At 44.8% G+C, this 22,916-nt stretch carries 22 protein-coding genes; 9 read left to right on the top strand and 13 right to left on the bottom strand.

The window, feature by feature from the left end; all coding sequences use genetic code 11:
• Nucleotide 1: 1 nt before the first annotated feature.
• From ACFI6J_RS00310 to galE, 7 genes are all read left to right on the top strand, one after another.
• Nucleotides 2-1,834 carry a polysaccharide biosynthesis/export family protein gene (locus ACFI6J_RS00310; protein WP_156086034.1) on the top strand — a complete coding sequence of 611 codons (1,833 nt, stop codon included), beginning with the start codon at nt 2-4 and terminating at the stop codon, nt 1,832-1,834.
• Nucleotides 1,835-1,836: 2 nt separating this feature from the next.
• A complete protein-coding gene (locus tag ACFI6J_RS00305) occupies nt 1,837-2,616 on the top strand; it encodes an ABC transporter permease (RefSeq protein ID WP_014997541.1) in 780 nt (259 codons plus the stop codon).
• Nucleotides 2,613-3,287 (top strand): ABC transporter ATP-binding protein, encoded by a 675-nt coding sequence (locus tag ACFI6J_RS00300; protein ID WP_156086033.1) that lies wholly within the window; start codon nt 2,613-2,615, stop codon nt 3,285-3,287. Before ACFI6J_RS00305 ends, ACFI6J_RS00300 begins: the two co-directional genes overlap by 4 nt.
• 12 nt (nt 3,288-3,299) lie before the next feature.
• Nucleotides 3,300-4,418 carry a capsule biosynthesis protein gene (locus ACFI6J_RS00295; protein WP_044556744.1) on the top strand — a complete coding sequence of 373 codons (1,119 nt, stop codon included), beginning with the start codon at nt 3,300-3,302 and terminating at the stop codon, nt 4,416-4,418.
• Between the two features lie 216 nt (nt 4,419-4,634).
• Nucleotides 4,635-6,155 (top strand): peptide MFS transporter, encoded by a 1,521-nt coding sequence (locus ACFI6J_RS00290; RefSeq protein ID WP_156086032.1) that lies wholly within the window; start codon nt 4,635-4,637, stop codon nt 6,153-6,155.
• A gap of 99 nt (nt 6,156-6,254) precedes the next feature.
• Entirely contained in the window at nt 6,255-6,557 is a 303-nt protein-coding gene (locus tag ACFI6J_RS00285) for a DUF6170 family protein (RefSeq protein ID WP_014997537.1), read from the top strand.
• Nucleotides 6,554-7,576: a UDP-glucose 4-epimerase GalE gene (gene galE / locus ACFI6J_RS00280; protein ID WP_156086031.1), complete on the top strand. Its 1,023-nt coding sequence runs from the start codon at nt 6,554-6,556 to the stop codon at nt 7,574-7,576. The genes ACFI6J_RS00285 and galE overlap by 4 nt, the downstream gene beginning before the upstream one ends.
• 184 nt (nt 7,577-7,760) lie before the next feature.
• Here the strand turns inward: galE and ACFI6J_RS00275 are convergent, their stop codons facing one another.
• The 10 genes from ACFI6J_RS00275 to ccmA form a co-directional block, all read right to left on the bottom strand.
• Entirely contained in the window at nt 7,761-8,705 is a 945-nt protein-coding gene (locus tag ACFI6J_RS00275; protein ID WP_156086030.1) for an MlaA family lipoprotein, read from the bottom strand.
• A gap of 2 nt (nt 8,706-8,707) precedes the next feature.
• On the bottom strand, nt 8,708-10,039 hold the full coding sequence (gene ccmI / locus ACFI6J_RS00270; RefSeq protein ID WP_156086029.1) for a c-type cytochrome biogenesis protein CcmI: 1,332 nt from the start codon (nt 10,037-10,039) through the stop codon (nt 8,708-8,710).
• Nucleotides 10,036-10,527: a cytochrome c-type biogenesis protein gene (locus ACFI6J_RS00265; RefSeq protein WP_156087318.1), complete on the bottom strand. Its 492-nt coding sequence runs from the start codon at nt 10,525-10,527 to the stop codon at nt 10,036-10,038. Before ACFI6J_RS00265 ends, ccmI begins: the two co-directional genes overlap by 4 nt.
• A 2-nt stretch (nt 10,528-10,529) precedes the next feature.
• Nucleotides 10,530-11,231 carry a redoxin family protein gene (locus ACFI6J_RS00260; RefSeq protein ID WP_156086028.1) on the bottom strand — a complete coding sequence of 234 codons (702 nt, stop codon included), beginning with the start codon at nt 11,229-11,231 and terminating at the stop codon, nt 10,530-10,532.
• Nucleotides 11,231-13,288, bottom strand: coding sequence for a heme lyase CcmF/NrfE family subunit (locus ACFI6J_RS00255; protein WP_156086027.1), 2,058 nt, complete (start codon nt 13,286-13,288; stop codon nt 11,231-11,233). Before ACFI6J_RS00255 ends, ACFI6J_RS00260 begins: the two co-directional genes overlap by 1 nt.
• Before the next feature lie 3 nt (nt 13,289-13,291).
• Complete coding sequence (gene ccmE / locus ACFI6J_RS00250) at nt 13,292-13,786, bottom strand: cytochrome c maturation protein CcmE (protein WP_156086026.1); 495 nt, start codon at nt 13,784-13,786, stop codon at nt 13,292-13,294.
• 74 nt (nt 13,787-13,860) lie between these two features.
• Complete coding sequence (gene ccmD, locus ACFI6J_RS00245; RefSeq protein ID WP_156086025.1) at nt 13,861-14,070, bottom strand: heme exporter protein CcmD; 210 nt, start codon at nt 14,068-14,070, stop codon at nt 13,861-13,863.
• Nucleotide 14,071: 1 nt separating this feature from the next.
• A complete protein-coding gene (locus tag ACFI6J_RS00240) occupies nt 14,072-14,860 on the bottom strand; it encodes a heme ABC transporter permease (protein ID WP_156086024.1) in 789 nt (262 codons plus the stop codon).
• The gene (gene ccmB / locus ACFI6J_RS00235; RefSeq protein ID WP_012517453.1) at nt 14,860-15,525 is read right to left on the bottom strand and encodes a heme exporter protein CcmB; all 666 of its coding nucleotides are present in this window, start codon (nt 15,523-15,525) and stop codon (nt 14,860-14,862) included. The genes ACFI6J_RS00240 and ccmB overlap by 1 nt, the downstream gene beginning before the upstream one ends.
• Nucleotides 15,525-16,148 (bottom strand): cytochrome c biogenesis heme-transporting ATPase CcmA, encoded by a 624-nt coding sequence (ccmA, locus tag ACFI6J_RS00230; RefSeq protein ID WP_043959982.1) that lies wholly within the window; start codon nt 16,146-16,148, stop codon nt 15,525-15,527. The genes ccmB and ccmA overlap by 1 nt, the downstream gene beginning before the upstream one ends.
• 323 nt (nt 16,149-16,471) lie before the next feature.
• Between ccmA and ACFI6J_RS00225 the strand changes: the two genes are divergently transcribed.
• Nucleotides 16,472-19,057: a flagellar hook-length control protein FliK gene (locus ACFI6J_RS00225; RefSeq protein WP_197044390.1), complete on the top strand. Its 2,586-nt coding sequence runs from the start codon at nt 16,472-16,474 to the stop codon at nt 19,055-19,057.
• A gap of 11 nt (nt 19,058-19,068) precedes the next feature.
• The gene (locus ACFI6J_RS00220) at nt 19,069-19,386 is read left to right on the top strand and encodes an EscU/YscU/HrcU family type III secretion system export apparatus switch protein (protein WP_156086023.1); all 318 of its coding nucleotides are present in this window, start codon (nt 19,069-19,071) and stop codon (nt 19,384-19,386) included.
• A 136-nt stretch (nt 19,387-19,522) separates the two neighbouring features.
• Here ACFI6J_RS00220 and ACFI6J_RS00215 read toward each other — a convergent pair whose 3' ends face one another.
• The 3 genes from ACFI6J_RS00215 to recA all read right to left on the bottom strand — a co-directional run bounded on the left by ACFI6J_RS00215 (nt 19,523) and on the right by recA (nt 22,888).
• Nucleotides 19,523-20,719: an ABC transporter permease gene (locus tag ACFI6J_RS00215; protein WP_156086022.1), complete on the bottom strand. Its 1,197-nt coding sequence runs from the start codon at nt 20,717-20,719 to the stop codon at nt 19,523-19,525.
• Entirely contained in the window at nt 20,703-21,524 is an 822-nt protein-coding gene (locus ACFI6J_RS00210; RefSeq protein ID WP_156086021.1) for an ABC transporter ATP-binding protein, read from the bottom strand. Before ACFI6J_RS00210 ends, ACFI6J_RS00215 begins: the two co-directional genes overlap by 17 nt.
• Nucleotides 21,525-21,841: 317 nt before the next feature.
• Complete coding sequence (recA, locus tag ACFI6J_RS00205) at nt 21,842-22,888, bottom strand: recombinase RecA (RefSeq protein ID WP_014948506.1); 1,047 nt, start codon at nt 22,886-22,888, stop codon at nt 21,842-21,844.
• Between the last annotated feature and the right edge of the window lie 28 nt (nt 22,889-22,916).

The following is a 22,916-nucleotide window of genomic DNA, read 5'->3' as shown; positions in this document are numbered from 1 at the left end:
AATGCAGTCAACCAGCATCAAAAAAACTTTAAAGCGCCTGACGCTAGCGGCTTGTGCAACGTCACTTCTTTTCGCTTATGTTGGCACTGCAAGCGCGCAAAGCGTGGAACAATTGCAGCAATTAAGAGAAAGAGCTCAGCAGAGCCAGAGTAGCGGCATTGCTAATCAGTCCGTATCGCCACTGAGTATTTCAACCCAGCGAACGCTTCCAGGCGCTAGCAGTTCTGCGAACACCATGGGTCAATTTTCAACCCAACCCCGCAATGGTGTGAACTTGCCTGGCGAACCGACAATAGATACCGTTTTCCCTGCGCAAGCGCCTATGGAGAATCCTCCGTTCGCAGCCAATTTATTTATTGGTGGTTTTGAATCAGAGCGTAGCTCAGGCCTTAATGACAACTATCTGGTCGCACCGGGCGATAAAATTTCAATTTGGCTATGGGGCGCAGTTAACTTTTCAGATGTAGTAACTGTTGATAATCAAGGCAATATTTTTATTCCTAACATTGGTCCTATCCGTGTTGCAAATACACCTGCTGGCAGTGTAAATCAAACCGTTACTGCAAAAATCAGACAGGTTTATACAAACGATGTAAATGTTTACGTAAACCTCCTTACGTCAACGCCCGTGTCAATTTTTGTTTCTGGCCCGGTGCTAAGACCAGGTCAATATGCAGGCCTCGCCTCAGATAGCGTGCTGTATTACCTAAAACGCGCCGGTGGTATTGATTTTCAGCGCGGAAGTTTTAGACAGATAGACGTAGTGCGCAATGGTAATGTCGTTGCTACTGCCGATTTATATGCATTTTTCAGAAATGGTAAGTTGCCTCAGATGTCGTTTAAAGATGGCGATACCATATTAGTGCACCCAATTGGCAACACTATTGTCGTTGAAACAGGCGCTCGAAATAGCTTCACCTTTGAGTTTCTTAACGAAGAATTGAACGGCGGCGTGGTGAATTACTTTGCGCGACCAGGTGAGTTTTCCTCCCATGCTTCGGTATCTGGTATTCGAAATAACAAACAGTTTGCTCGCTACTTGAGTTTGGATGAATTTGCTTCACTTGAACTAAGTGCAGGCGACACGGTTGAATACCTTGCTGACCACGAGCCCCAAATCTATCGCATTAATGTGGCTGGCGCATTTGCTGGTGCCTCTCAGATTATGGTTGATAAAGGCACACGCCTTATCGATGTACTAGATCACATCGAATCAGATACAGCCCTTTCTGATACCCAGAACATTTATCTGTTAAGAGAAAGCGTTGCTGTAAAGCAAAAAGAAATCATCGAAGAAGGTCTTCAGCGTCTTGAGCGGAGCATGTATACCGCTCCCATTAGCTCTACGGGTGAAGGAGCCATCCGTGCCCAAGAAGCTCAGCTTGTCGCTGACTTTATCGCACGTGCTCGCCAAATTGAGCCTCAAGGCAGAGTCGTAGTTTCTGAAAATGGTGATATCGCAAACATTCTGCTAGAACCGAATGACACCATTGTCATCCCAGAGGTAACTGACTTAGTGCACGTAGGTGGTGAAGTGTTACTTCCTCAGTCAGTAGTCTTTAACCCAGAAGCCACGACTGAAGATTATGTTGCTTGGGCGGGCGGTTTCACTGAACGTGCTGAAGACGAACGAATCCTTATTGTTCGTAAGAATGGTAATGTTACCTTTACTAGCATCAACAGCTCATTCCTAGCAAGCAACGATAGTAAGTTAGAACCAGGCGATCAGATCATCGTATTGCCTGCTATCGATACCAAGCTACTGCAAGCAGTTAAAGACATTACTCAAATTGTTTATCAAATTGCTATTGCAGCCAACGTAGCTACTAATTAAACATGGTAACGTTTAAAGACCAGCTCTACGCATGGAGAGGCGTGATATTCGCGCTTTTCCTGCGCGAGCTTCAAAGTAAATTTAACGATAAATTTGGTTTGGGATGGGCATTTTTAGAGCCCTTTGCCTTTATCTTCGCGCTGTCATACCTTCGTGGACTGATCAGCGGCGATGATATCCACTCTATTCCTCTTTTTCTGTTTATGATGATCGGAATGGTCGGGCTGCAGTCTTTAACTACATGCCTCCAGTCAGTATCAACTTCTGTGCGCAGAAATAAGCCGCTCTATGCGTTCAGACAGGTTCAACCTATTTCAGCGATACTCACAGCGGGCTTCCTCGAGTTTTCAGTAAAGGTAGTGGTTGTCGCATTACTATGTCTTGCGCTTTACCTGATGGGCGAGACCTTTACGGTAAATGACCCGTTGCTGCTGATATCTCTGTTTCTTCTTTTGTGGGTATTTTCAATATCCATAGGGATGATTTTTGCTATCGCTGCCGCATTCGTGCCGGAAGTGGATAAGATAAAATCAATGCTTACCCGCCCACTAATGTTTATTTCATGCGTTTTTTTCAGCCTTCAAGACTTACCCGAAGAATATTGGCCGTACTTAACTTGGAACCCTCTTGTTCATTTTAATGAACTAGCTCGTTACGCTTGTTTCGAATCCTATGGCACTAATGGTGTTTCATTAGGTTTTGTAATTGAGATTACCATTATTTTTCTCTTTCTAAGTCTTTCGATGTATCACATCACATGGAAGAAGGTGTTGTCACGATGATAAGAATTGAGAATTTAACTAAGAGCTACCCCAGTAAAATGGGCCCCCAATATATTTTCAAAAATTTGAATTTTGATTTCCCAACGGAAAATAATGTCGCAATTTTAGGTAAAAACGGTGCAGGTAAATCCACCCTTTTCCGAATGCTAGCGAAAAGTGAATACCCTGACAAAGGGCGCGTTTTAACCAACAAATCTATGTCTTGGCCTGTAGCGCTTCAAACAGGTGTTCACCCACAAATGACAGGGCGAGAAAATACGCGTTTTGTGGGCCGAATTAACAACGTCAAATCGCTTACAGAATACGAAGAGCGAGTGCAAGAGTTTGCCGAGTTAGGTAAACGCTTCGACCTTCCCGTGCGCACATACTCCTCAGGTATGCGCGCCAAACTCGTGTTTGCGTGCTGTATGAATATCAATTTTGATATTTACCTTATCGATGAAGCAACCTCGGTGGGCGATCCGCTATTCAGAAAAAAAGCACGTTTGTCGCTAAAAGAAAAAAGTGAACAAGCGGGCGTTATTATGGTTAGCCATGAACTCGACCAAATCCGCGAGTTCTGTACGTCTGCCGTTATCATAGATGAAGGCAAACTTACTTATTATCACGATCTCGAAGAAGGCATCGACGTTTATACGCAGGATGCAGACAATAAGAAATCACTTAAATAGGTTCAAATCACAGTGGAAAAATCTCTTACACAGCTCAATGCCCTTCTCAGCAAGCACAAGATGCTCTTGCTTGTACTTCCATGGGTACTTTACGCCGTATACCTTGTTCTATGGGCTGCGCCACAGTACGAAAGTAAAAGCCAACTTATTGTTAAGTCAAGTGACGGCGGCAGCAGCTTCGACCCTTCATCCCTGCTTATGGCAGCCGGTGTTTCAGGCGCGTCAGGTGGTACAGAAAGTCAGCTTGTTGAAGCTTACATTCAATCTGCCGACATGATTAAGTATCTCGATAAAACCATAGGGCTTCGTGAGCACTACATGTCGGACAAAGCTGATATGTTTAGCGGTTTGTCGTCTTCACATAAGCAAGAAGACTTTTACCAGTTCTATCTAGACCATATTGACGTTAGCGTGGATTCGGCGTCTTCTGTCATTAGTTTGCGAACTCGCGCTTTCGACGCTGAATATGCGCAAATAATAAACCAAGCTATTGTTGATAAAGCGGAAGAGTTTATTAATAACATCAATAACAACTTAGCGAAATCAAAGCTTACTTTTGCGAAAGGTGAACATGAGATTGTTGAACAAAAGCTTCAACAAGCAAAAACTGAAATTTTAGCCTTTCAATCCAAATACAACGTGCTCGACCCTACTGCCGAAGGTGCAGCGTTTCAGCAAATCGCTTTTTCATTAGAGGCAACCCTCGCCCAGAAAAAAGCTGAGCTGAGCACTATGTCGACCATGATGTCTAACGTCGCGCCAGAAGTGATTAACATTAAGCGTGAAATAGCTGCACTACAAAAAGAAGTAGAAAAGCAGAAGGAGCGAATTAGTACTGCTGAAGGAGAAAGTGAGGCACTGTCTGTAAGTGAGCTTATGGCGCTATACAGTAACCTTCAGGTTCAGCTTCAATTGGCCATTCAAGCGTACTCTTCATCGCTGATTACTTTAGAAAATGCGCGAGTAGAGGCATATCAAAAACTACAACATTTGGTAACAGTAGAATCGCCTACCCTTCCAGATGACAATGCTTACCCCACCGTAATTTACAACCTTGTACTGTTTGGTGTTTCATTGTTGCTTATCTATGGAATAGTGCGAATTATAGTAGCTACTATCCGCGAGCTTTAGTGCTTCCATCTCTTTAGCAAATCATTATTCAATCGGCTAAGTCGTACAAGACTTAGCCGATTGACACAGCTTTAATGAAGTTTGTCGCCCAAATCTTGTGTCTTTAAGCAAGCTCTAGTATAAGAAGCTATCCGCCTTACGGACTACTATCAAAGAGCCTATCCTATAAGTGCTCTACAATAACAACCATAAGCAATATGGAATTAAAATATAATTATGAAACCATCTAACGATACTAGCTTTTTCGGCCATCCAGGGGGCCTAAGAACGCTATTCTTTACAGAAATGTGGGAGCGCATGAGTTATTACGGAATGCGCGCGCTACTCGTTCTTTTCATGACCGCGAGCTTACAGACACAAGGCTTAGGTTTTACTGTTGCAACCGCTGGCGCTATCTACGGCCTATACACAGGTGCGGTATATTTCCTAGGTTTACCGGGCGGCTGGTTAGCGGACCGCTTAATTGGTGGTAAGAACGCCGTATGGTACGGAGGTATTATTATCTTCGCAGGCCACGTGGTACTCGCCATAGACTTGCAAAACCTTTTCTTTGTCGGCCTTATCCTTGTTGCTTCAGGTACTGGCTTACTTAAACCTAACATTTCAGCAATGGTTGGCCAGCAATATGGTGACGACGATGGCCGTCGTGACAGTGGTTATGCACTGTACTACATGGGCATAAATATCGGTTCACTTATTGCCTATTTAGTTACCGGTTATTTACAGGAAAATTGGGGCTGGCACTACGCATTTGGAGCAGCTGCCATTGGTATGGCAATCGGCCTAATTCAGTATTACTTCAGCAACCGTTCGTTATCGGCTGATTCTGTTGCTCCTGCAAATCCATATCAAGGTGCAGCTAAACAGCGCGCATGGATGGGCGTATGGGCTGTGGTTGCACTTGCTGTTGTGGTAATTGTGCTTGCGCACATGGGCACTATCGTTATTGAGCCTGTAGCTCTTGCTCAACAAGTTGCCGTTGTATTTACCATTATTTTCTTCGCTTACTTTGGTTTTATTTATTTCAAAGGTCAGCTAAGCGACAACGAGAAGAAGCGCATGTGGGCGCTGTTTTTAGTGTGTGTTGCTTCAGCGTGTTTCTGGTCTGGTTTCGAACAAGCTGGCTCTTCACTCAACTTATTCGCTCAGAACTACACCGACCGCGTACTTGAAAGCGGCTCGCTACTTACCTCTTGGTTTGGGATGGACGCTATCCCAACGGTATGGTTCCAGCTTTCAAACTCGCTATTTATCATTATTTTGTCGCCTTTCTTCGCTGCTCTTTGGATTAACCTTGCGAAACGAATGATCGACCCGTCGTACACAATTAAGTGTGCCATTGGTATCGTTATTATGGCGTCGGGCTTCTTGGTAATGTTTATGGCGTCTCAATATGCTGCACAAGGCCTTAAAGTTGCGCCTATGTGGCTTGTTACCACTTACTTCTTACACACTGTTGGTGAGCTGTGCCTGAGCCCGGTTGCACTAAGTGCAGTAAGTAAGCTATCGCCTAAGCGTTTCGCAGGGCAAATGATGGGGGTATTCGTACTGACTTACTCTATTGGTAACATCATTGCTGGTTTACTTTCAGGTAACTTCGACCCTGAGAACGTAGAGCAAATGCCAGACCTGTATCTTCAAATTGCCCTATTTAGCATTGCCATTGCTATCGTGATTGGTTTAATGAGCTTTAAATCTCGCTTCTGGGAAAAAGCAGGCATTGAACAAAAAGCGTAATTTATTGTTAGCATGTTTTAAGTGCTGACCAATTACCCTACAATAACCGCCGCAACGTAACGTTCCGGCGGTTTTTTATTAAGGGCTTTTCATAAACCTATGAAGTTTTATTTTTCTACAAGAGACATTCCTGCCTTACAAGGTCTTCCATTGACAGAGCGCGTTAAATTGCTCGACCAGGCCGCAAAGCGCCTTTCTGTACCAGAGAAAACCTTACTGAATGTTCTAAAATTACTCGTCATTGTCCCCGTATTCGCACTTATTCTTCAAACCGCGTCAAATTGGACCTCGTTACTGTGGGCTTTTGTGGTATTTTTAGTTTATCCATTGGTTGTAAAACCTATTCAATATTCCATCTGCGCTAAATACATTGCGCAACCGTCTAGCAAGGAGAATGCATGAAGACCATCTTAGTCACTGGTGGTGCAGGCTATATAGGTAGTCACACAGTTTTACAGTTACTTGAACAAAACTACGGTGTTGTAGTATTGGATAACCTTGCAAACGCAAGTGCTGAATCACTTCGTCGCGTAGAAGCATTAACAGGCAAGACGGTTACGTTTGTTCAAGGTGACATTCGCGATACCGCCGTGTTAGATGACATATTCAGCGAGCATAACATTTATGCCGTTATTCACTTTGCGGGCTTAAAAGCCGTTGGCGAGTCTGTGCAAAAGCCGCTTTCTTACTATGAAAATAATGTTTATGGCACACTAACGTTATGTAAAGCCATGCAAAAGCACAACGTAAAGAACATTGTGTTTAGTTCTTCTGCTACGGTTTACGGCGATCCTGCTTCACTACCCCTACGTGAAGATATGGCGACAGGCCACCCGACAAACCCTTACGGTATGTCGAAGCTTATGGTTGAACATATGCTTAGTGATCTCTATGTGTCCGATAATGACTGGAACATTGTATTACTTCGCTACTTCAACCCGGTGGGCGCACACGAGTCTGGCCAAATCGGTGAAGATCCCAACGGTATTCCGAACAACTTAATGCCTTATATCTCTCAGGTTGCTACCGGTAAGCTAGAGCAACTAAGCGTGTTTGGTGACGACTACGATACAATTGATGGCACAGGTGTTCGAGACTATATCCATGTTGTCGATCTAGCCAACGGTCACTTGAAAGCACTTGATCGCTTGAACCTCAATATGGGCTTAGATAAGTACAACCTTGGAACAGGTCAGGGCTATTCAGTAATCGAAATGATCAAAGCTTTCGAAAAAGGCTCGGGTAAAACTGTACCTTATAAAATTGCTCCGCGTAGAAGCGGTGATGTGGCAGCCTGTTACGCCGATCCTACTAAGGCAGCCACAGAACTCAATTGGCATGCTGAAAAAGGCTTAGAAGACATGTGTGCAGACACATGGAATTGGCAGTCGCAAAACCCAATGGGCTATCCAAAGGACTAGTTTTGCATTTGAACGCTGCCGATAGGTCTGTTCAACTTTCCAGAACTAAAAAGCCATGCTGTTGAGCATGGCTTTTTTATGCGGCGCATATATGGCTGGAGTGACGTTGAAGGTGAGATTAGATAATAATAACTAAACCCTGCCCCGAACTTTATCCAACATCGTTTTATTTATTACTCTTTCTCTATTTGCCATCTTCCGACTTGGCGTCTTTTTCTTTTAGCTTAGTTTTCTCACTGTCATCAGCTGACGCATCTTCTGAATCTATAGACTCTTCGACTGCTTCTTCTGACGCTTCTTCATAGCTATCAAAGTCATTGCCTTCCAACATCGCTTCAAAATCAGCAAAGTCGTCTAGCTGCTCATCATCAATGGCTTTATCGCCGCTTTTACCGTCAGTAACGCGAAATTCTAGATTCTCAAAATAAGCATTTTTCACAAAAGCATAGTCATCAACAGACTGCTCTAGCTGCGCTTCTTGATCAAGTAATTGGGCTCTTGTTTCAAGTACCGAAATACCAATACGCGCTAAGTTTACAGAACCTTCAAGTAACGACATTGGAAAGGCAAAACCGTCGACATAATCACCGGTAAAGCTTCGCGGATCGCTTGGGCCTAAAAACGGCAGCATTAAGAAAGGCCCGGTATCTAATCCCCACACAGCCAGAGTCTCACCAAACTGCTCACGTTTACGCTCAATACCAATTTTAGACGCAACATCAAACGTGCCAACTAACCCTACCGTGGTGTTAATTAAAAAACGTGCCATGCTATCTAAGCCATCATCAACCTTACCTTGAAACATATTATTCAAAAAGTTAGCAGGCTCTTGTAGGTTGTCCGTGATGTTCACCAAACCAGTTCGCGCAGGCTGAGGCATTACCGTCACGTAGGTAACCGTTATTGGGCGTAAGATATAGGCATCCAACACATCCCAGTTAAAATCCCAGATTTCACGGTTAACCGGCTCGAACGGGTCGCGGGGGTCTGAAGTATCCACTACAGCCGCGCTCGCCCCAGTGTCTTGAGAATACGCTTGAGCCTGATCTTGAGTATGGTTACTCGCACAGCCACCTAAAAGACTTGCGGCAATAATCAACCCAGTGGCGAGTGATTTAGACAGTTCCATACTTATAATTCCTTATCAATAATAACGCTTAGTGAAGATATTTCGTTGGCAGTAACGCTTGCGCTCACACTGCCTTGCCATTCGCCTTTTGCAACTGCCACATTACCATCTTTAGATAGCCTTGCGGTAACCACCACATCAGACAGTGTTGCTAGCGTGAATTGTGGCATCATTGCGTTCTCTGTGGTTAGAGTAACGGAAACAGGGAAGTCTTCTATGGGCAGTTTAACTACAGCAGCGGGCATTTTGTTGTCAGAGTTTGCGTCTTGAGCGAAAACTATCAGAAAACCCTCTTTAGGCGCTTTTGTATTAGCGTCGTCAGATAAATTCACCGTAATATTAAAGCCGGTTTGCGCTTCGCTGCTATCACTTTGAGCTTCGCTACTAGCATTTTTCGCTTCGCTACTGGCATTTTGCGCTGTTGATGTATCAGTAATTTCAGCAGCTGTATTTTGTAGTGCTGCCATTACACTGGCATTCCCTTGTAGCTCTTTTATACGCGCAACTAAACGCTGCGCCATGTCGCTATCTGCTGGCAACTTGCCTTCAACTTGCTTATAAAAACGCTGAGTATTTTCAAGGTCGCCAAGTTGAGCAGAGACCACCGCCATCATCAACGCAAGATTATCATTTGCTGGATTGTCGTTTAGCAAGCCCAATAAGATAGATTGTGCACGTTCTAAGTTGTTTACATCCCCTGTGGTCATCAAGGCCTGAGCAAGCGTAATGCGATTAGCAGAGTTAGACGGCGCCAAACTTACCGCTTTATCAATAGCTTCAATGGCCTGCACTTCTTGACCAATACTCAGCATCAATCTGCCAAAATACATCCATCCCGTGTCATCTTCTGGCTCTTCTCTCAAACGCTGGCGAATAGCGAGAGCAAGGCTAGCAATGTCTTGTTGAGTCAGGTTATTCGCATTACCGCTGGCAAGCTGTTGACTCAACTCGGGCAGCGCTTCAATAGCTTGGGCTGCCTGGGCAACACGACCCATTTGGTTTACCTGCGCATATACAATCACTCCGCAGGCTATCGCAAGCACGGCGCCAATCGCGAGCGGAAGCTTTGCATTACCCGTTTTATGAGATTGAAATGCGCTTTCATCTACCAGCGCTAGTTTTAGTTCGTCAACGGCTTGTCGTTTGTCATGCTCACTAATGAGCCCTTCTTGCACTTCACGATCAAGTTCAGCAAGGCGCTGCTTAACAATTTGCGTATTGCTTAAACTGTCTTGTTTTGCATGACTTTTATTACGCAGCCATGGGAAAGCGACAATTAGTAGAACAAGCGTAATTAAGCCTGAAACAATAATATAAAACTCAGACCAACTCATTCTTTCTCTCGCTCCAACATTTCATCTGCTTTAGCTAACTTAGCGGCCATATCTTCTGGTGGTGTTACCGATTTGCGGCGAATCACCACAATTAGGGCAATAAAAATAAACAAAACAGGGCCAGCCCAAAGCCACAAGGTCGCAGCTGTAACTGGCGGTTGATAATGCACAAAATCACCATAGCGTGACTTCATAAAATCAATCACTTCTTGCTCTGTTTTGCCTTGCTTTAGTAACGCGTACACTTTTCGGCGCATGTCATGGGCAATCATGGCGTCGCTATCAGCAATATTCTGGTTTTGACACATAGGGCAACGTAATTCGGCGGTAAGCTTTAAAAAGCTTTCACGCTGAGCTGGCGTGTCGAAAGAAAACTTATCTTCAACCGCACTTACCGAAAAAGCACTAAGCACAAACAGCAGTGCTAAAACGTTTAGGGCAATGGCTTTCAAACTCGCGAGACTGTGAGAGGAAGTTTTCGATAACATCATTATTCCCCTCCCTGTGCACTTGTGGTGCTCTGGTTATTTTTTTCATTAAGCGTGTTCGACAAGTTAGGCTCTGAGACCATCACTGCATCCACATCTACCTTTTTGTCATTGCCTGTTTTGCCAGAAGCTTCTGCCACCAGCTTGTTGTATAGCGGGCCAACTTTGGTGTTCCAAACACGCTCGTTAATATCGCCTATGTGGTGCATGCGAATAATTCCTTCAGCGTCGATAACAAAGTGCTCAGGCGCTCCTGTTACTCCAAGGTCGAGCGACGTATCGCGATAGACATCAAAAATATTATACGCGTAAGGGTTACCGTAACGGCTGAGCATGTCGGTAACTTCTTGCTGAACACGGCTCAGTGTTTTTGTGCCAAAGTCTGGGTCTAAGTCCTGATCAAAATACAAACCCACAATGTGAACGTTTTGTTCGTTCTTTAGCTGAGTGAGATACGGCATCTCAACAGCGCAGGTCACGCACCATACACCCCATACATTTAATATGGTGACCTTGCCCTTTAAATCTTCAGGCGTATAGGTCACCTCTGGCTTCATCAGGTCTGGCAGTGAGAATGCAGGTAACGTCTTATCCTGAACCTGAGAATCTAACTCTCTGGGGTCAGAAAAAAGCCCCTTAAACAGAAAAATGACCAGCAAAGAAAACAACACTAACGGAATAGCAACGAGTGGTGCTTTTTTCATTATGCGCCTCCTTTCACTGACGCATTTGATGGAGTGGATACTTGACCATGAGATTGCTCAGCGTCGTTTTTACCTTTCCCACCAAATACACGTTTGATCTTTTTTACTTTAGCCATACGGTAACGTTTGTCGCTAATAGAGAAGATACCGCCTATAGCCATAACCACTGCGCCCGCCCATAGCCAGATAACAAATGGCTTAATATAAATACGGATGGCCCATGCGCCATTGTCTAAAGGCTCGCCCATAGCGATAAATAAATCTCTTATAGGATTTGAGTGAATAGCGGCTTCAGTCATCGGCATACGCTGTACTATATACAAACGCTTCTCAGGCTCTAGATGCGCGATTAATTCACCGTCTTGATAAACGTCGAATACGCCTTTGTCCGCCTCAAAGTTCGGACCTTGGACTTTGACGACATCTCTAAAGCTAAAGTCATAACCGCCAAGAGAAACGGTATCGCCGATGTCCATGCGCACATCGCGCTCCATTTCATAGTTTGAAACCAGCGTAATGCCGATAATGCAGATAGCAAAACCCACATGGCCCAGCACCATTCCCCAGTGGCTTGGCGTAAGCTTGCGAAGTTTAGATAGCACCGATGCATTGTCACTGTTACTTGATGGCATTGCCGATAGACGCTGCAACACCTCTTGCACTGTAGTGACTAAAATCCAAAACACCAGCACCATGCCTAAAACGCCCATATAGGTTGGTTCATCATAGGCAAAGTTCACTAACACACCTGCACTTAGTGCAATACCGCCAGCGATTGATAGCTGTTTTTGTAATTCACTGGCTTTTTGCTGTTTCCAGCGCGTGAGCGGGCCAAGACCTAGCATTAGTACGAATGGCACAATCAATAAGGTGAACATTTGATTGAAGAACGGAGCGCCTACAGAAATACTGCCTAGGCCTAACTCTTTATGTACAAGTGGCAGTAGTGTACCCAACAATACAACTAGTGTTGCTGCGCACAAAAAGACGTTATTACCCATTAACAACACTTCACGGGAAAACGCTTGATAGCGGCCTGGGCTTTTAAGTGAAGCTGCTCGCATAGCGTAAAGCAGCAAGCCAAAGCCACTAAGTACAATCAATATTCCCAGTATAAATAAGCCTCGGGTAGGATCGCTTGCAAACGAGTGTACCGAAACAATCACTCCAGAACGTACTAAGAAGGTGCCAAGTAAACTCAAACTAAATGCGGCAATTGCAAGCAGTACGGTCCACGACTTAAACGCCTTTCGCTTTTCGGTTACGGCTAGCGAGTGCATTAGCGCAGTACCGACCAGCCAAGGCATGAAAGAGGCGTTCTCTACTGGGTCCCAGAACCACCAGCCACCCCAGCCAAGTTCGTAATACGCCCACCAGCTACCTAGCGCAATGCCCACGGTGAGAAACGCCCAAGCAGAAATGACCCAGGGCCTTGACCAGCGTGCCCAGGTTGAGTCTAGCTGACCTGAAATTAGTGCTGAAATTGCAAAAGCAAACGCGACAGAAAAGCCAACATAGCCCATATAAAGCATAGGCGGGTGAATGATCATGCCAAAATCTTGCAGCAGTGGATTAAGATCTCGTCCATCTACCGGGAAAAACGGCAGCATGCTGTTAAACGGGTTTGAGGTAAGCAGCATGAATAAGTAAAAACCGATGCCCACCATTCCCAACACCGACAGCACCCTTGCAACCATAGCAAGAGGAATACCCTTGCTGAATATCGCCACTGCTACTGTCCATATGGAAAGCATCAACACCCACAGAAGAAATGAGCCTTCGTGGCCGCCCCACACGGCGGTAATTTTATAATAAATAGGAAGTCGACTATTTGAATGCTGGGCAACATACGCCACACTGAAATCGTCAGTCACAAAGGCGTAGGTTAAGCATACATAGGCGATAAGCGTGAAGGTAAATAAGCCGATTGCCAGTGGTTTGGCGGTTGCCATTAACGCTTCGTGCTGACGGTGAGCCCCCCATAGCGGATAAACGGCCAATAATATAGAGAGCACTAGCGCAAGCGTCAGCGCAATATTTCCAATTTCAGGTACCATAGATTATTTGCTCCCGGCGCCGTTTGACGACTCATACGTTGGCATATTTTCAGGTTTTACATGCTTAATGCCTTTCATTTTTTCAGCAAGTTCTGGCGGCATGTACTCTTCGTCATGCTTAGCTAGCACTTCCTGCGCTTTTATGTTGCTCGCGCCAGTGAGTACACCCGTTGCTACAATGCCCTGGCCTTCACGGAATAAATCAGGAAGGATGCCGGTGTAAGTCACAGTGACTGTTGGGCCAGTATCGATAAGGTCAAAGCTCACCGCTAAGCTTTCTTGATCCCTTTTTACACTGCCAGGTACCACCATACCGCCTATACGAAGACGCTGGCCAACCTGCGGTTTCTGGCCGTTTTTACCTTCAATAATTTCACTTGGCGTATAAAAAAGGTCAATACTGTCGTTTAGGGCGTAAAGCATCAATCCAATTGCACTTACTATTAAAAAACCGATAATTCCCACTACGGCTAGTCGCTGCTTTCGTCTCGGGTTCATGCAACTCTCTCTTCGAAAAAACTAATAAACAATAAAAACGCAAATGAATACTAAGTTCACTTTTCGCATTAATACTACATGCTGTCTTGCTGTTGCTGTCGCGCTTGTTTAATCCGCGCTTTGCGCTCTTTTTCCACCACTACCTGCTTTAAAAGGTCGCGATGTTTACTAAAACTCTGAATAGCGATAATGCCCATTGCTAAGAAGGTAACGCCAAAAGAAAGCCATACATAAAATGCATAGCCGCCCATATTTAAAAAATCGGCAAAGGATTCAAACTGCATCTTAACTGCCCTCTTTTAAATTACCGTTAGGTGAGCCGCTGGTCTGTTTCGACACTTTCTCTGCTGCCAAGGCTTGTACCCAAGGCCTGTGCATCTCTCTAAGCACAATCTCATTACGTAATCGTACAGTGGTCACAGCTCCAATAAAAAAAGCGAAGCCCAGCAGGTTAATTAACAACGGCCACAGCATTTCAGGGGCAATTGAAGGGTTGTCGAATTTACTAATGGTCGCGCCTTGATGTAACGTGTTCCACCATTCTACCGAGTAGTGAATAATAGGAATATTTACTACGCCCACCAGCGCCATCACGCCTGCGGCTTTACCCGCCTGCTGTTTATCTTCAAAAGCACCGTAAAGAGCAATCACGCCCATGTACAAGAAAAGCAGAATAAGCTCTGAAGTTAGGCGTGCATCCCACACCCACCAAGCGCCCCACATTGGCTTGCCCCACGCGGCGCCAGTGAACAAAGCGATAAACGTCATTACTGCGCCGATAGGCGCCATAGCAATCATGCTCATATAAGCGGTGCGCCACTGCCAAACCATACCCACCAAGGCTGCAATTGCCATGGCGACATAAGTACCCATAGACAAGATTGCACTAGGTACATGGATATAGATAATTCTAAACGAATCACCTTGCTGATAATCTTGAGGCGCAAATGCCAGCCCCCATACAGTGCCAATGCTCAGACACACTAAAGCACCAACCCAAAACCAAGGCTGTAAAGTTAGGCAGAGCTGATACGCGCGCTCTGTCTTCGCGTAGGGGTGTAACCACTTCCACATTAGTTTTGACTCACTTTTAAAGAATACGCGATGGCAAACGGTGCCAATGCCGCAGCCAATAAAAGCATGGCGGCAATAATAGCAAGTTGCGCATGATAAGGTAATTGCAGTGCGGCAGAATCCACAGCCGACGTGGCAAATATCAGTAACGGAATAAAGACAGGGATAAGTAGCAATGCCAACAGCACCCCACCTTTTTGCAATCCAACGGTAAGTCCTACCGCAATGGCGCCAATTAAAGAAAGTAATGGCGTTCCCAGCAACAATGTTAAAACGAGGGCGATATACATATCGACCGTTAGATTCAAAAACATCGCTAGCAGTGGAGAAAGCAATAATAAAGGCACAAAACTGACCAGCCAATGGGCAGCTACCTTCACCGCGCTCACCGCCGGCAATGCCAGACCAGAGAGCATATACTGTTCTAGCGAACCGTCTTGGAAGTCATCGCGAAACAGTCTTTCCATTGCCATAAGTGATGACAAAATTGCCGCAATCCAAATTACCCCCGGTCCAATGCGCTGAAGGGTATCAGGAGAAGGGCTTACACCTAAAGGGAATAAGGTTACCACCATGAGTAAAAACATCAGTGGTTGCACCAATTCCGCTTTTTGATTGAACGCAATGTGCATGTCGCGTTTAAAAATACCTTGGTAAAGTGACATTAAAAGCGGTACTCCAGGTCAAATACGCGGTGTTCCCCAGCATTTTCTGACAGTGTTTGATGCGAAGTGGTAATAATAAGACCACCGCGTCTAACGTGCTCTTTCATACTTGTTTCAAGTAAGTGAACCCCTTTTACATCAAGCGCTGTAAACGGTTCGTCTAATATCCACACCTTTGCTGGCTTAAGCCATAGTCTTGATAGCGCCACACGACGCTGTTGACCTGCCGACAAATACCTAACAGGCACATCTTCAAGCCCAACTAACCCTACTTTTGCCAAGACGTCATACAGCGTATTTTCTTGTACCGATATACTGTGTTGGGCTAACCAAAATGATAAGTTATCCAAGGCTGAAAGGCTGCCGTTAGTACCGCTCTTATGTCCTAAATAGAAAAGATCGCGATAATAGCCGGTCTTGTCTTCGGAAATGTTTACACCGTTATATAAAACGGCGCCCGACTCAGGTGCACTCAACCCAGTTAATATGCGAAGTAAGCTGGTTTTTCCTGCACCGTTAGGGCCGCGCAAGTACAGCAACTCACCAGTATTAACAACCAGTGAAAGCCCCTCAAAAAGGGTTCTATCTCGTTTGCTGCACGTTAATCCGCACGCCTCTAACACTACTTGGCTACTCCAACCTAAAAAAGAGGTTTTAAAAAATGGCGCTAGTCTACCACATGAACGCTTTTTCGCAGTCGCGAATTCCAATTAAATATGATTTACTTCAAAGACAAAGGCATTTTTCCACAGAGCCAGTAGAACAAGGGTGAGTTGTCTTTCTGCGCAAAAATAAATTGTTCATCTGCCTTAAGAACGAATGGTTTCGCTGTACGTTATCGATGAGCACTTATTAATGATGAAACAGCCTCAAAGCACTTTGCTATAGTCAAATTTGCTATACTCAAATAAGTAAGGAAAAGCGCGACTGTGCCGATATCTTAATTATGACAACACCATTATCATCACTATTGGCAGCGACTCTGAATCAGTCAACGGGCACGACTTCCCCTACATCTTTACCGTCACAGGTAAATGTTGATGCCGCTACTCAAGGGGCGAGTCGAAGTACTTCTCCCGCTATTGCCAACGCTGCGCTGTCGCAGGCAGCCACCTTAGATAATGCCGCGAAAGTAATAGTTGAACGCTTACCTGAACGAGTGCTATCGATAACGGTGACACCAAAAAATGTATCGTCAGCAGCTCAAGTACTCAACGTTGCCTTACCCGCAGAAGTCAGCGCTAAGCTTTCTAACCAAGCAATTAATAATGCGCAGCTTGCACTTTTGCCTACCTCCCCTGATCATATCTCAGGCCCAGAAGCGAAAAGTGCTCAAAATACTTCTCAAAGTCAGGTAAACACTCAGTCTGCAGTGCTGCTTTCTACACGCTTGTCTCAACAAGGCGTGTCATTGTCTGCGCCCGAAAAAGCTGAATTACTGAAAGCCGTGGCACAAGCTCTTGCTGCAAATAACGCCGCCGTTACGCTTAAAGGTCAACTTTCTATTTCTACAAAGAGTGAAAATTTTGGGCAACTCATGCTCACCACCGCTAAAAATGAGGTTATTCCCCTATCGGACATTAATACTGAAAAGCTTGATAGCACGGCTAAAGCAGCGCTTCAAAAGCTAGTTGGACAACAGGTCGTCATAGGACTAAGCCGAGCTAGCAACGGTGGAATCGCGCTGCAAATCTCTCAAGGTTTGTCCAATGAAAGCGCTCGCCCAACAACCAACGACAATAATTTCGCTGCCATGACTCATAAAAATGTAAGTACCAACTTACAACAACAGTTCATTTCCAGCGCACTTAAGCAAGGTGGCGTAGCTGTTGAGCATAACTTGAGTAACCCGCCTCGACTTAACGCGCTTTTAAAAGGTTCTGGTGCCGACACTAACGCGTTAAAAGTGCTTTCTGCGTTGACCTTAACTGACAACAAGCTCTCGATTCGTACATCACAACAAAATGCGGTATTACAAATTGTTGTACCTCAGAGCAAGGGGTCTTCCCTCTCGGCCCCGACTCTGACGCAGGAGCAGGTAAATAAACTTAACCTTTCGCAATTACCAAAAGCGACAGCGAAAGGGCTCGAAGCAGTCACGGGAAATAGCTCGCTTGAAGACTCTTCATCCATTACAAACCTAAAGGCAGCGGCTCCCACATCGCTTAAAGGCACCGATGTTCACAATGCCATCACTGCACTTTCTCGAGTATTACTGAGCCAAACAGGCAGTACAAACCAAGCACTAAACCAACTCATAGCTATTGTGGAGAATGAAAGATTACCGCCCAGCCAGGGTATGCCTAAAGCACATGAAGCTCAGCATTTTGATAAAATTTTGCAGCAACTTAAAGGCCTTGATGCGCTCAACGCGAAGGCTTCTCAAGCCAAGGTATCCAATGGGGAATTTATCGGCCCTCCAAAGCCACCCAAGGAACAACTGCTAGCATCGGCAAAAGCTATATTAACTGAAGGGAAAGATGCCGCTTCAGCAGAGAATAATGGCCTGCAAGGAAAAGACAGTGGGCGTAAACCCTCGCTTGTATCACTTGCCTCTCTCGCACAAGCGTTAAGCTCACAGGCCAAAGGCTTATCAAATAGTTTACTGAGCAATATCGCTGCACAACTGGCGGCTACACAAGGTAAAGGGGCAGAAATAGCGCCAGTGGTTTCAGATAGTCACGCCACTATAGCGGGTTCAAAATCAAATGAGAGCGTAGCTGGCGAGAATGAAAGTGCTATCGAGGTGGTAAAAAGCGGAACAAAGAAACTAGCGCTAGATATGAATGAACAAGGATTGTCGCAACGCCTGCAGCAGCTGATATCCACACAGGCGCTAGTTACCACACCAATAAACTTAACCTCTCCCGTAAACGCTTCCAGCTTTGTTCAAGGATTGGTTGCCTTAGTTCAATTGGCACTAGCGGGTCGCGCCATGCAGCGTCAACCTGGTTTAAAGGCGCAAATAGATGCGCCCGACTCTATTGTTTCAAAAACGTTGGCGAATATGGGGGTAACGGCTCAACCAAGTCGCGTTAGCCAAGACATGCACCAGCTAGACAGCCGACAACAGCTGCTTTCTCAACTTAAGACACTGTTAAGTAGCCACCAGCAAAACAAAATTGCTAATGTGGACAGCCGTATTCAAGGACAAGACAGTTTTTATTACATTTTGCCATCGCTTTCACAGCAGCACAGTCCGCCAGAGCTCTTGATAAAACGAGAGCAAGGTGGGCAGAACAAAAAGCACGCACAAACAGGCGAGCGTTCTCTTTGGAATATCACGATGAAGCTGGACATTGGTGATAGCGGACAAGTTTTGGCAAAATCAAAAATTGATAAAAGCACCATTACTTTAGACTTATATGCATCCAACGATGAAGTACTTAGGCGCATTGGCGATACCCTACCCTATTTACATAATCGTCTTACTTCCCTCGGATTAGTTGTAGAAAACACCAGTTACCAACGGGGACACATACCAGAGTCATTAAGCTCACGCCCTCATCAGATCTTTGAAACCAGGGTGTAGATGAGGAATTTATGACTGATTCACAAAAAACAAAGCGCGCTATTGGCCTAAAATATGACGGAGGCGATAAAAAAAATGCGCCGAAAGTGGTTGCCAAAGGCTATGGAGATTTGGCAGAAGCCATCATTGCCATGGCTGAAGAAACCGGGATATTAATTCACGAAGACCCTTACTTAAGCGAAGTCCTCGCTACCCTTGATGTGGGGCAAGATATCCCTGAATCGCTGTATTATGTAATTGCCGAGTTGCTGGCCTATTCTTATGTACTTCAAGGAAAAATCCCTCCCGGTTGGGAGGGAATTATCAAGTGTATCGACTTTGAAGTGTAGTAAACACAAAACTAAAACGTATTGAACCTGCACTTCGAGTATCAATTTTGTCCACCACATAAAAAAACCTTGCTTCAATAAAGAATAAGCCCGCGTTTAGCGGGCTTGTTACAAGAATGCTAGGTAAGCAGTTTTGTTATCTAAACAGGACCTTTTCCTTGTTAAACCAATGGATACAGAAGAAAATCAATCCGGTTGCAATCACTGCGGTAGACGTAAATATGCCAAACAGCGCAAAGTAGTCCATGGTGCCTTTGAACAGTTCTTTCATCGCCAAAGCAACGTTAGTCAGCGGTACCCAAACCCAGCCGCCTTTAAGCTCTACACCCGGCATCATGGCTATAATTACAGGGAAAATAACCACCATAATCAGTGACCCCATGTAGCTTTGCGCCTCTTTAAACGAGCGAGCATAAATTGAAAGTGATAGTAGAATAGCGGCGAAAACTGCCACCACTGGCACCAACATTAGAAAGATCAGCAGGAAGTCCACAAGACCAATCATCGACATGATCTTAACCACAAACTCAACGGCCATGCCTTGCGATAACACCAGTCCCCATATAGCCATGGAAGAAACGGTAATAAGCGCAGTAATTATACCCGCAGTAGCGATAGTAAAGAATTTACCCAGTACCAGCTTATGACGGTCTATCGGCGATATAAGTAGTGTTTCTAATGTACCTCGCTCTTTCTCACCGGCACCTAAGTCAGCCGCTGGGGCCATAGCGCCTTGAAGGCACAAGATGAAGATGAAATATGGCAGCATACCGCCTAAGCGTTCACCCCACACTTCGCGATCGTCGGCGACATTTTGCTTTTCTATCTTGATTGGCTTTAGCAAGGCCTCTTGCTGAGTTTCATCTAGATTAAGCTGCGCAAAAGCTGTTTGTTGGAATGCATCGGTATATTCATCAATGATGTCGGATACGCGCCCCATCACCTTATTTAGACCAGCATCGTTGAGATAAAGCTCAATTTTATGCTGACCTGAACGCAAAACATCGCTATCAAAGGTTTCGGGAATAACCAAAACAAAATCTAGTGTTTCGTTTTTGATGAGTTTAGCGTAGTCAGCCTCATCGCCAATCGCAACCGATTCGAATTTATCTGATGCGTCGTTAAAAGACTGAACAATTGCTGGCGCATACGCTTCACCAACTATCGCGTATTTCAGTACTTTATTTTCCGCTTTATCCGCCGCTGAACTCATGAAAAAGAACGCGACACCGAAAATAGCTGGGAATAATAAAAGCGGTAAACCAATCATGAATATGATGGTTTTCTTATCCCGTAATAGTTCTTTGAATTCCTTTTTAAAGATTAACCACATGACCCATCTCCTCAGAATCCATTGATAGTGTTTTTAGGAAGCTCTTATGCATTTGCCCGCCAGCCCCGTCATTACCAGACAATGCGCTAAAGGCGGCTAGCGAATCGTTAAATACCGTTTCACCTTGGTTAATCACGGTCACCTTGTCGCAAAGGGTTTGCACCTCATCAAGGTGGTGAGTAGAGAAAATAACCGGGGTACCTTTATCTTTAAGGCGCTGAATAAATTCCATCACGGTACTCGTTGCCATAATATCAAGTCCGGTTGTGGGTTCATCAAGCACCACTAGTTCAGGCTCGTGTATAACAGCGCGAGCAATAGAAACTTTTTGCTTCATCCCTGATGAGAAATTCTCGGCTCGTCTATCAAGGAAGGTTTGCATATCGAGTAAATCAGCTAACTCTTCAATACGCGCGTTAATCACATTTTTTGGAATACCGTGCAACTCACCGAAGTAGCTAATATTCTCTCGGCCACTTAAACGACCATAAAGGCCCGTTGAGCTAGATAAAAAGCCAATTTTTTTACGGGCAATATTAGGGTTAGTAAGCACATCCTCACCACCAATAATAACTTTTCCGCTATCAGGTTTGAGTGCTGTTGAAAGCATGCGAAGTGTAGTTGTTTTACCTGCTCCATTTGGCCCTAATAAACCAAGTACTTGTCCTTTTTCGCAAGTAAACGACACATCCCTTACCGACTGGAAATAGCGCCCTTTTAATCGCGGGTCCTTTTTTTCCTGTTCGCTAAGCTTTTTTGGGTTCTCCACCTCAAAACGCTTAGCAAGGCCTGATATTTCAATCATTTCCCTTCCCTCTTCTCACGTGTGAACAGTAGCACCGTTCATTATTGTTGTAGGCTTGCTTTGCTGTAGCCGCAAATTATGCCGTTCTATTTGTTTAAAATTGTTTTAGCGTACTTAACCAGCTTAGGCTGCGATAGCTATTTCATCCTAGTAGTCTGTACTTACAAATATTTATTACAGCATTCCTTGTTTTTATTTGTTGTACAAGTTTCAGCCTTGCATTAAGTGTTAGTAAATATTTCTTAATATACTCTTTGATGAAGCCATAAAAAAACCCACCTAACGGTGGGTTCTTAATATGCGGTTAAGCGCTAATTTTACTCAGGAAGCACATCGTCTTCTTGCTGAGGTACCGCTTCCTCTGCTTTCATTGTTTTAGAAAGCAAAAGTTCTTGGCGGATCTTAGTTTCAATCTCGTTTGCAATCTCAGGGTTCTCTTTTAAGAACTTCATCACGTTCGCTTTACCTTGACCAATGCGGTCACCCTTGTAGCTGTACCAAGCACCCGCTTTATCAACTAGCTTTTGCTTAACACCAAGGTCAATAAGCTCAGCTTCTTTGCTGATACCTTCGCCGTAGCGGATCATAAATTCAGCTTGCTTAAACGGAGGTGCAACTTTGTTCTTCACTACTTTAACGCGAGTTTCGTTACCTACTACCTCATCGCCTTCTTTCACTGCTCCAATACGGCGAATATCTAGACGAACAGAAGAATAGAACTTAAGCGCGTTACCACCAGTAGTGGTTTCCGGGTTACCAAACATAACACCAATCTTCATACGAATTTGGTTAATGAAGATACACAGTGTATTTGAACGCTTGATGTTTGCAGTAAGCTTACGCAACGCTTGCGACATTAGACGCGCCTGAAGACCAACGTGAGAATCACCCATGTCACCTTCAATTTCTGCTTTAGGTGTAAGCGCCGCTACCGAGTCAACAATAACAACATCTACTGCACCTGAACGTACAAGCATGTCGCAAATTTCCAGCGCTTGCTCACCAGTATCAGGCTGAGATACCAATAGTTCGTCGATGTTTACGCCAAGTTTCTCAGCATATACCGGGTCTAGGGCGTGTTCAGCATCAACGAAAGCACAGGTTTTACCCTTGCGCTGGGCTTCAGCAATAACTTGAAGTGTTAGCGTGGTTTTACCTGATGATTCAGGTCCGTAGATTTCAACAACACGTCCACATGGCAAACCGCCTATACCTAGAGCGATATCAATGGTAAGTGAGCCAGTAGAAATCGCTTCGATATCCATGGCTTGGTTATCGCCTAAGCGCATGATAGCGCCTTTACCAAATTGCTTTTCAATTTGGCCAACTGCGGCGGTTAAAGCTTTTGATTTGTTATCGTCCACGTATGTATCCTCTAGGATTTGCGGTTAA

The organism is Alteromonas sp. G4i13, assembly GCF_054960505.1.
Note: the sequence above shows the minus strand (reverse complement) of the source record. Positions and strands in the feature narration are given on the sequence as shown.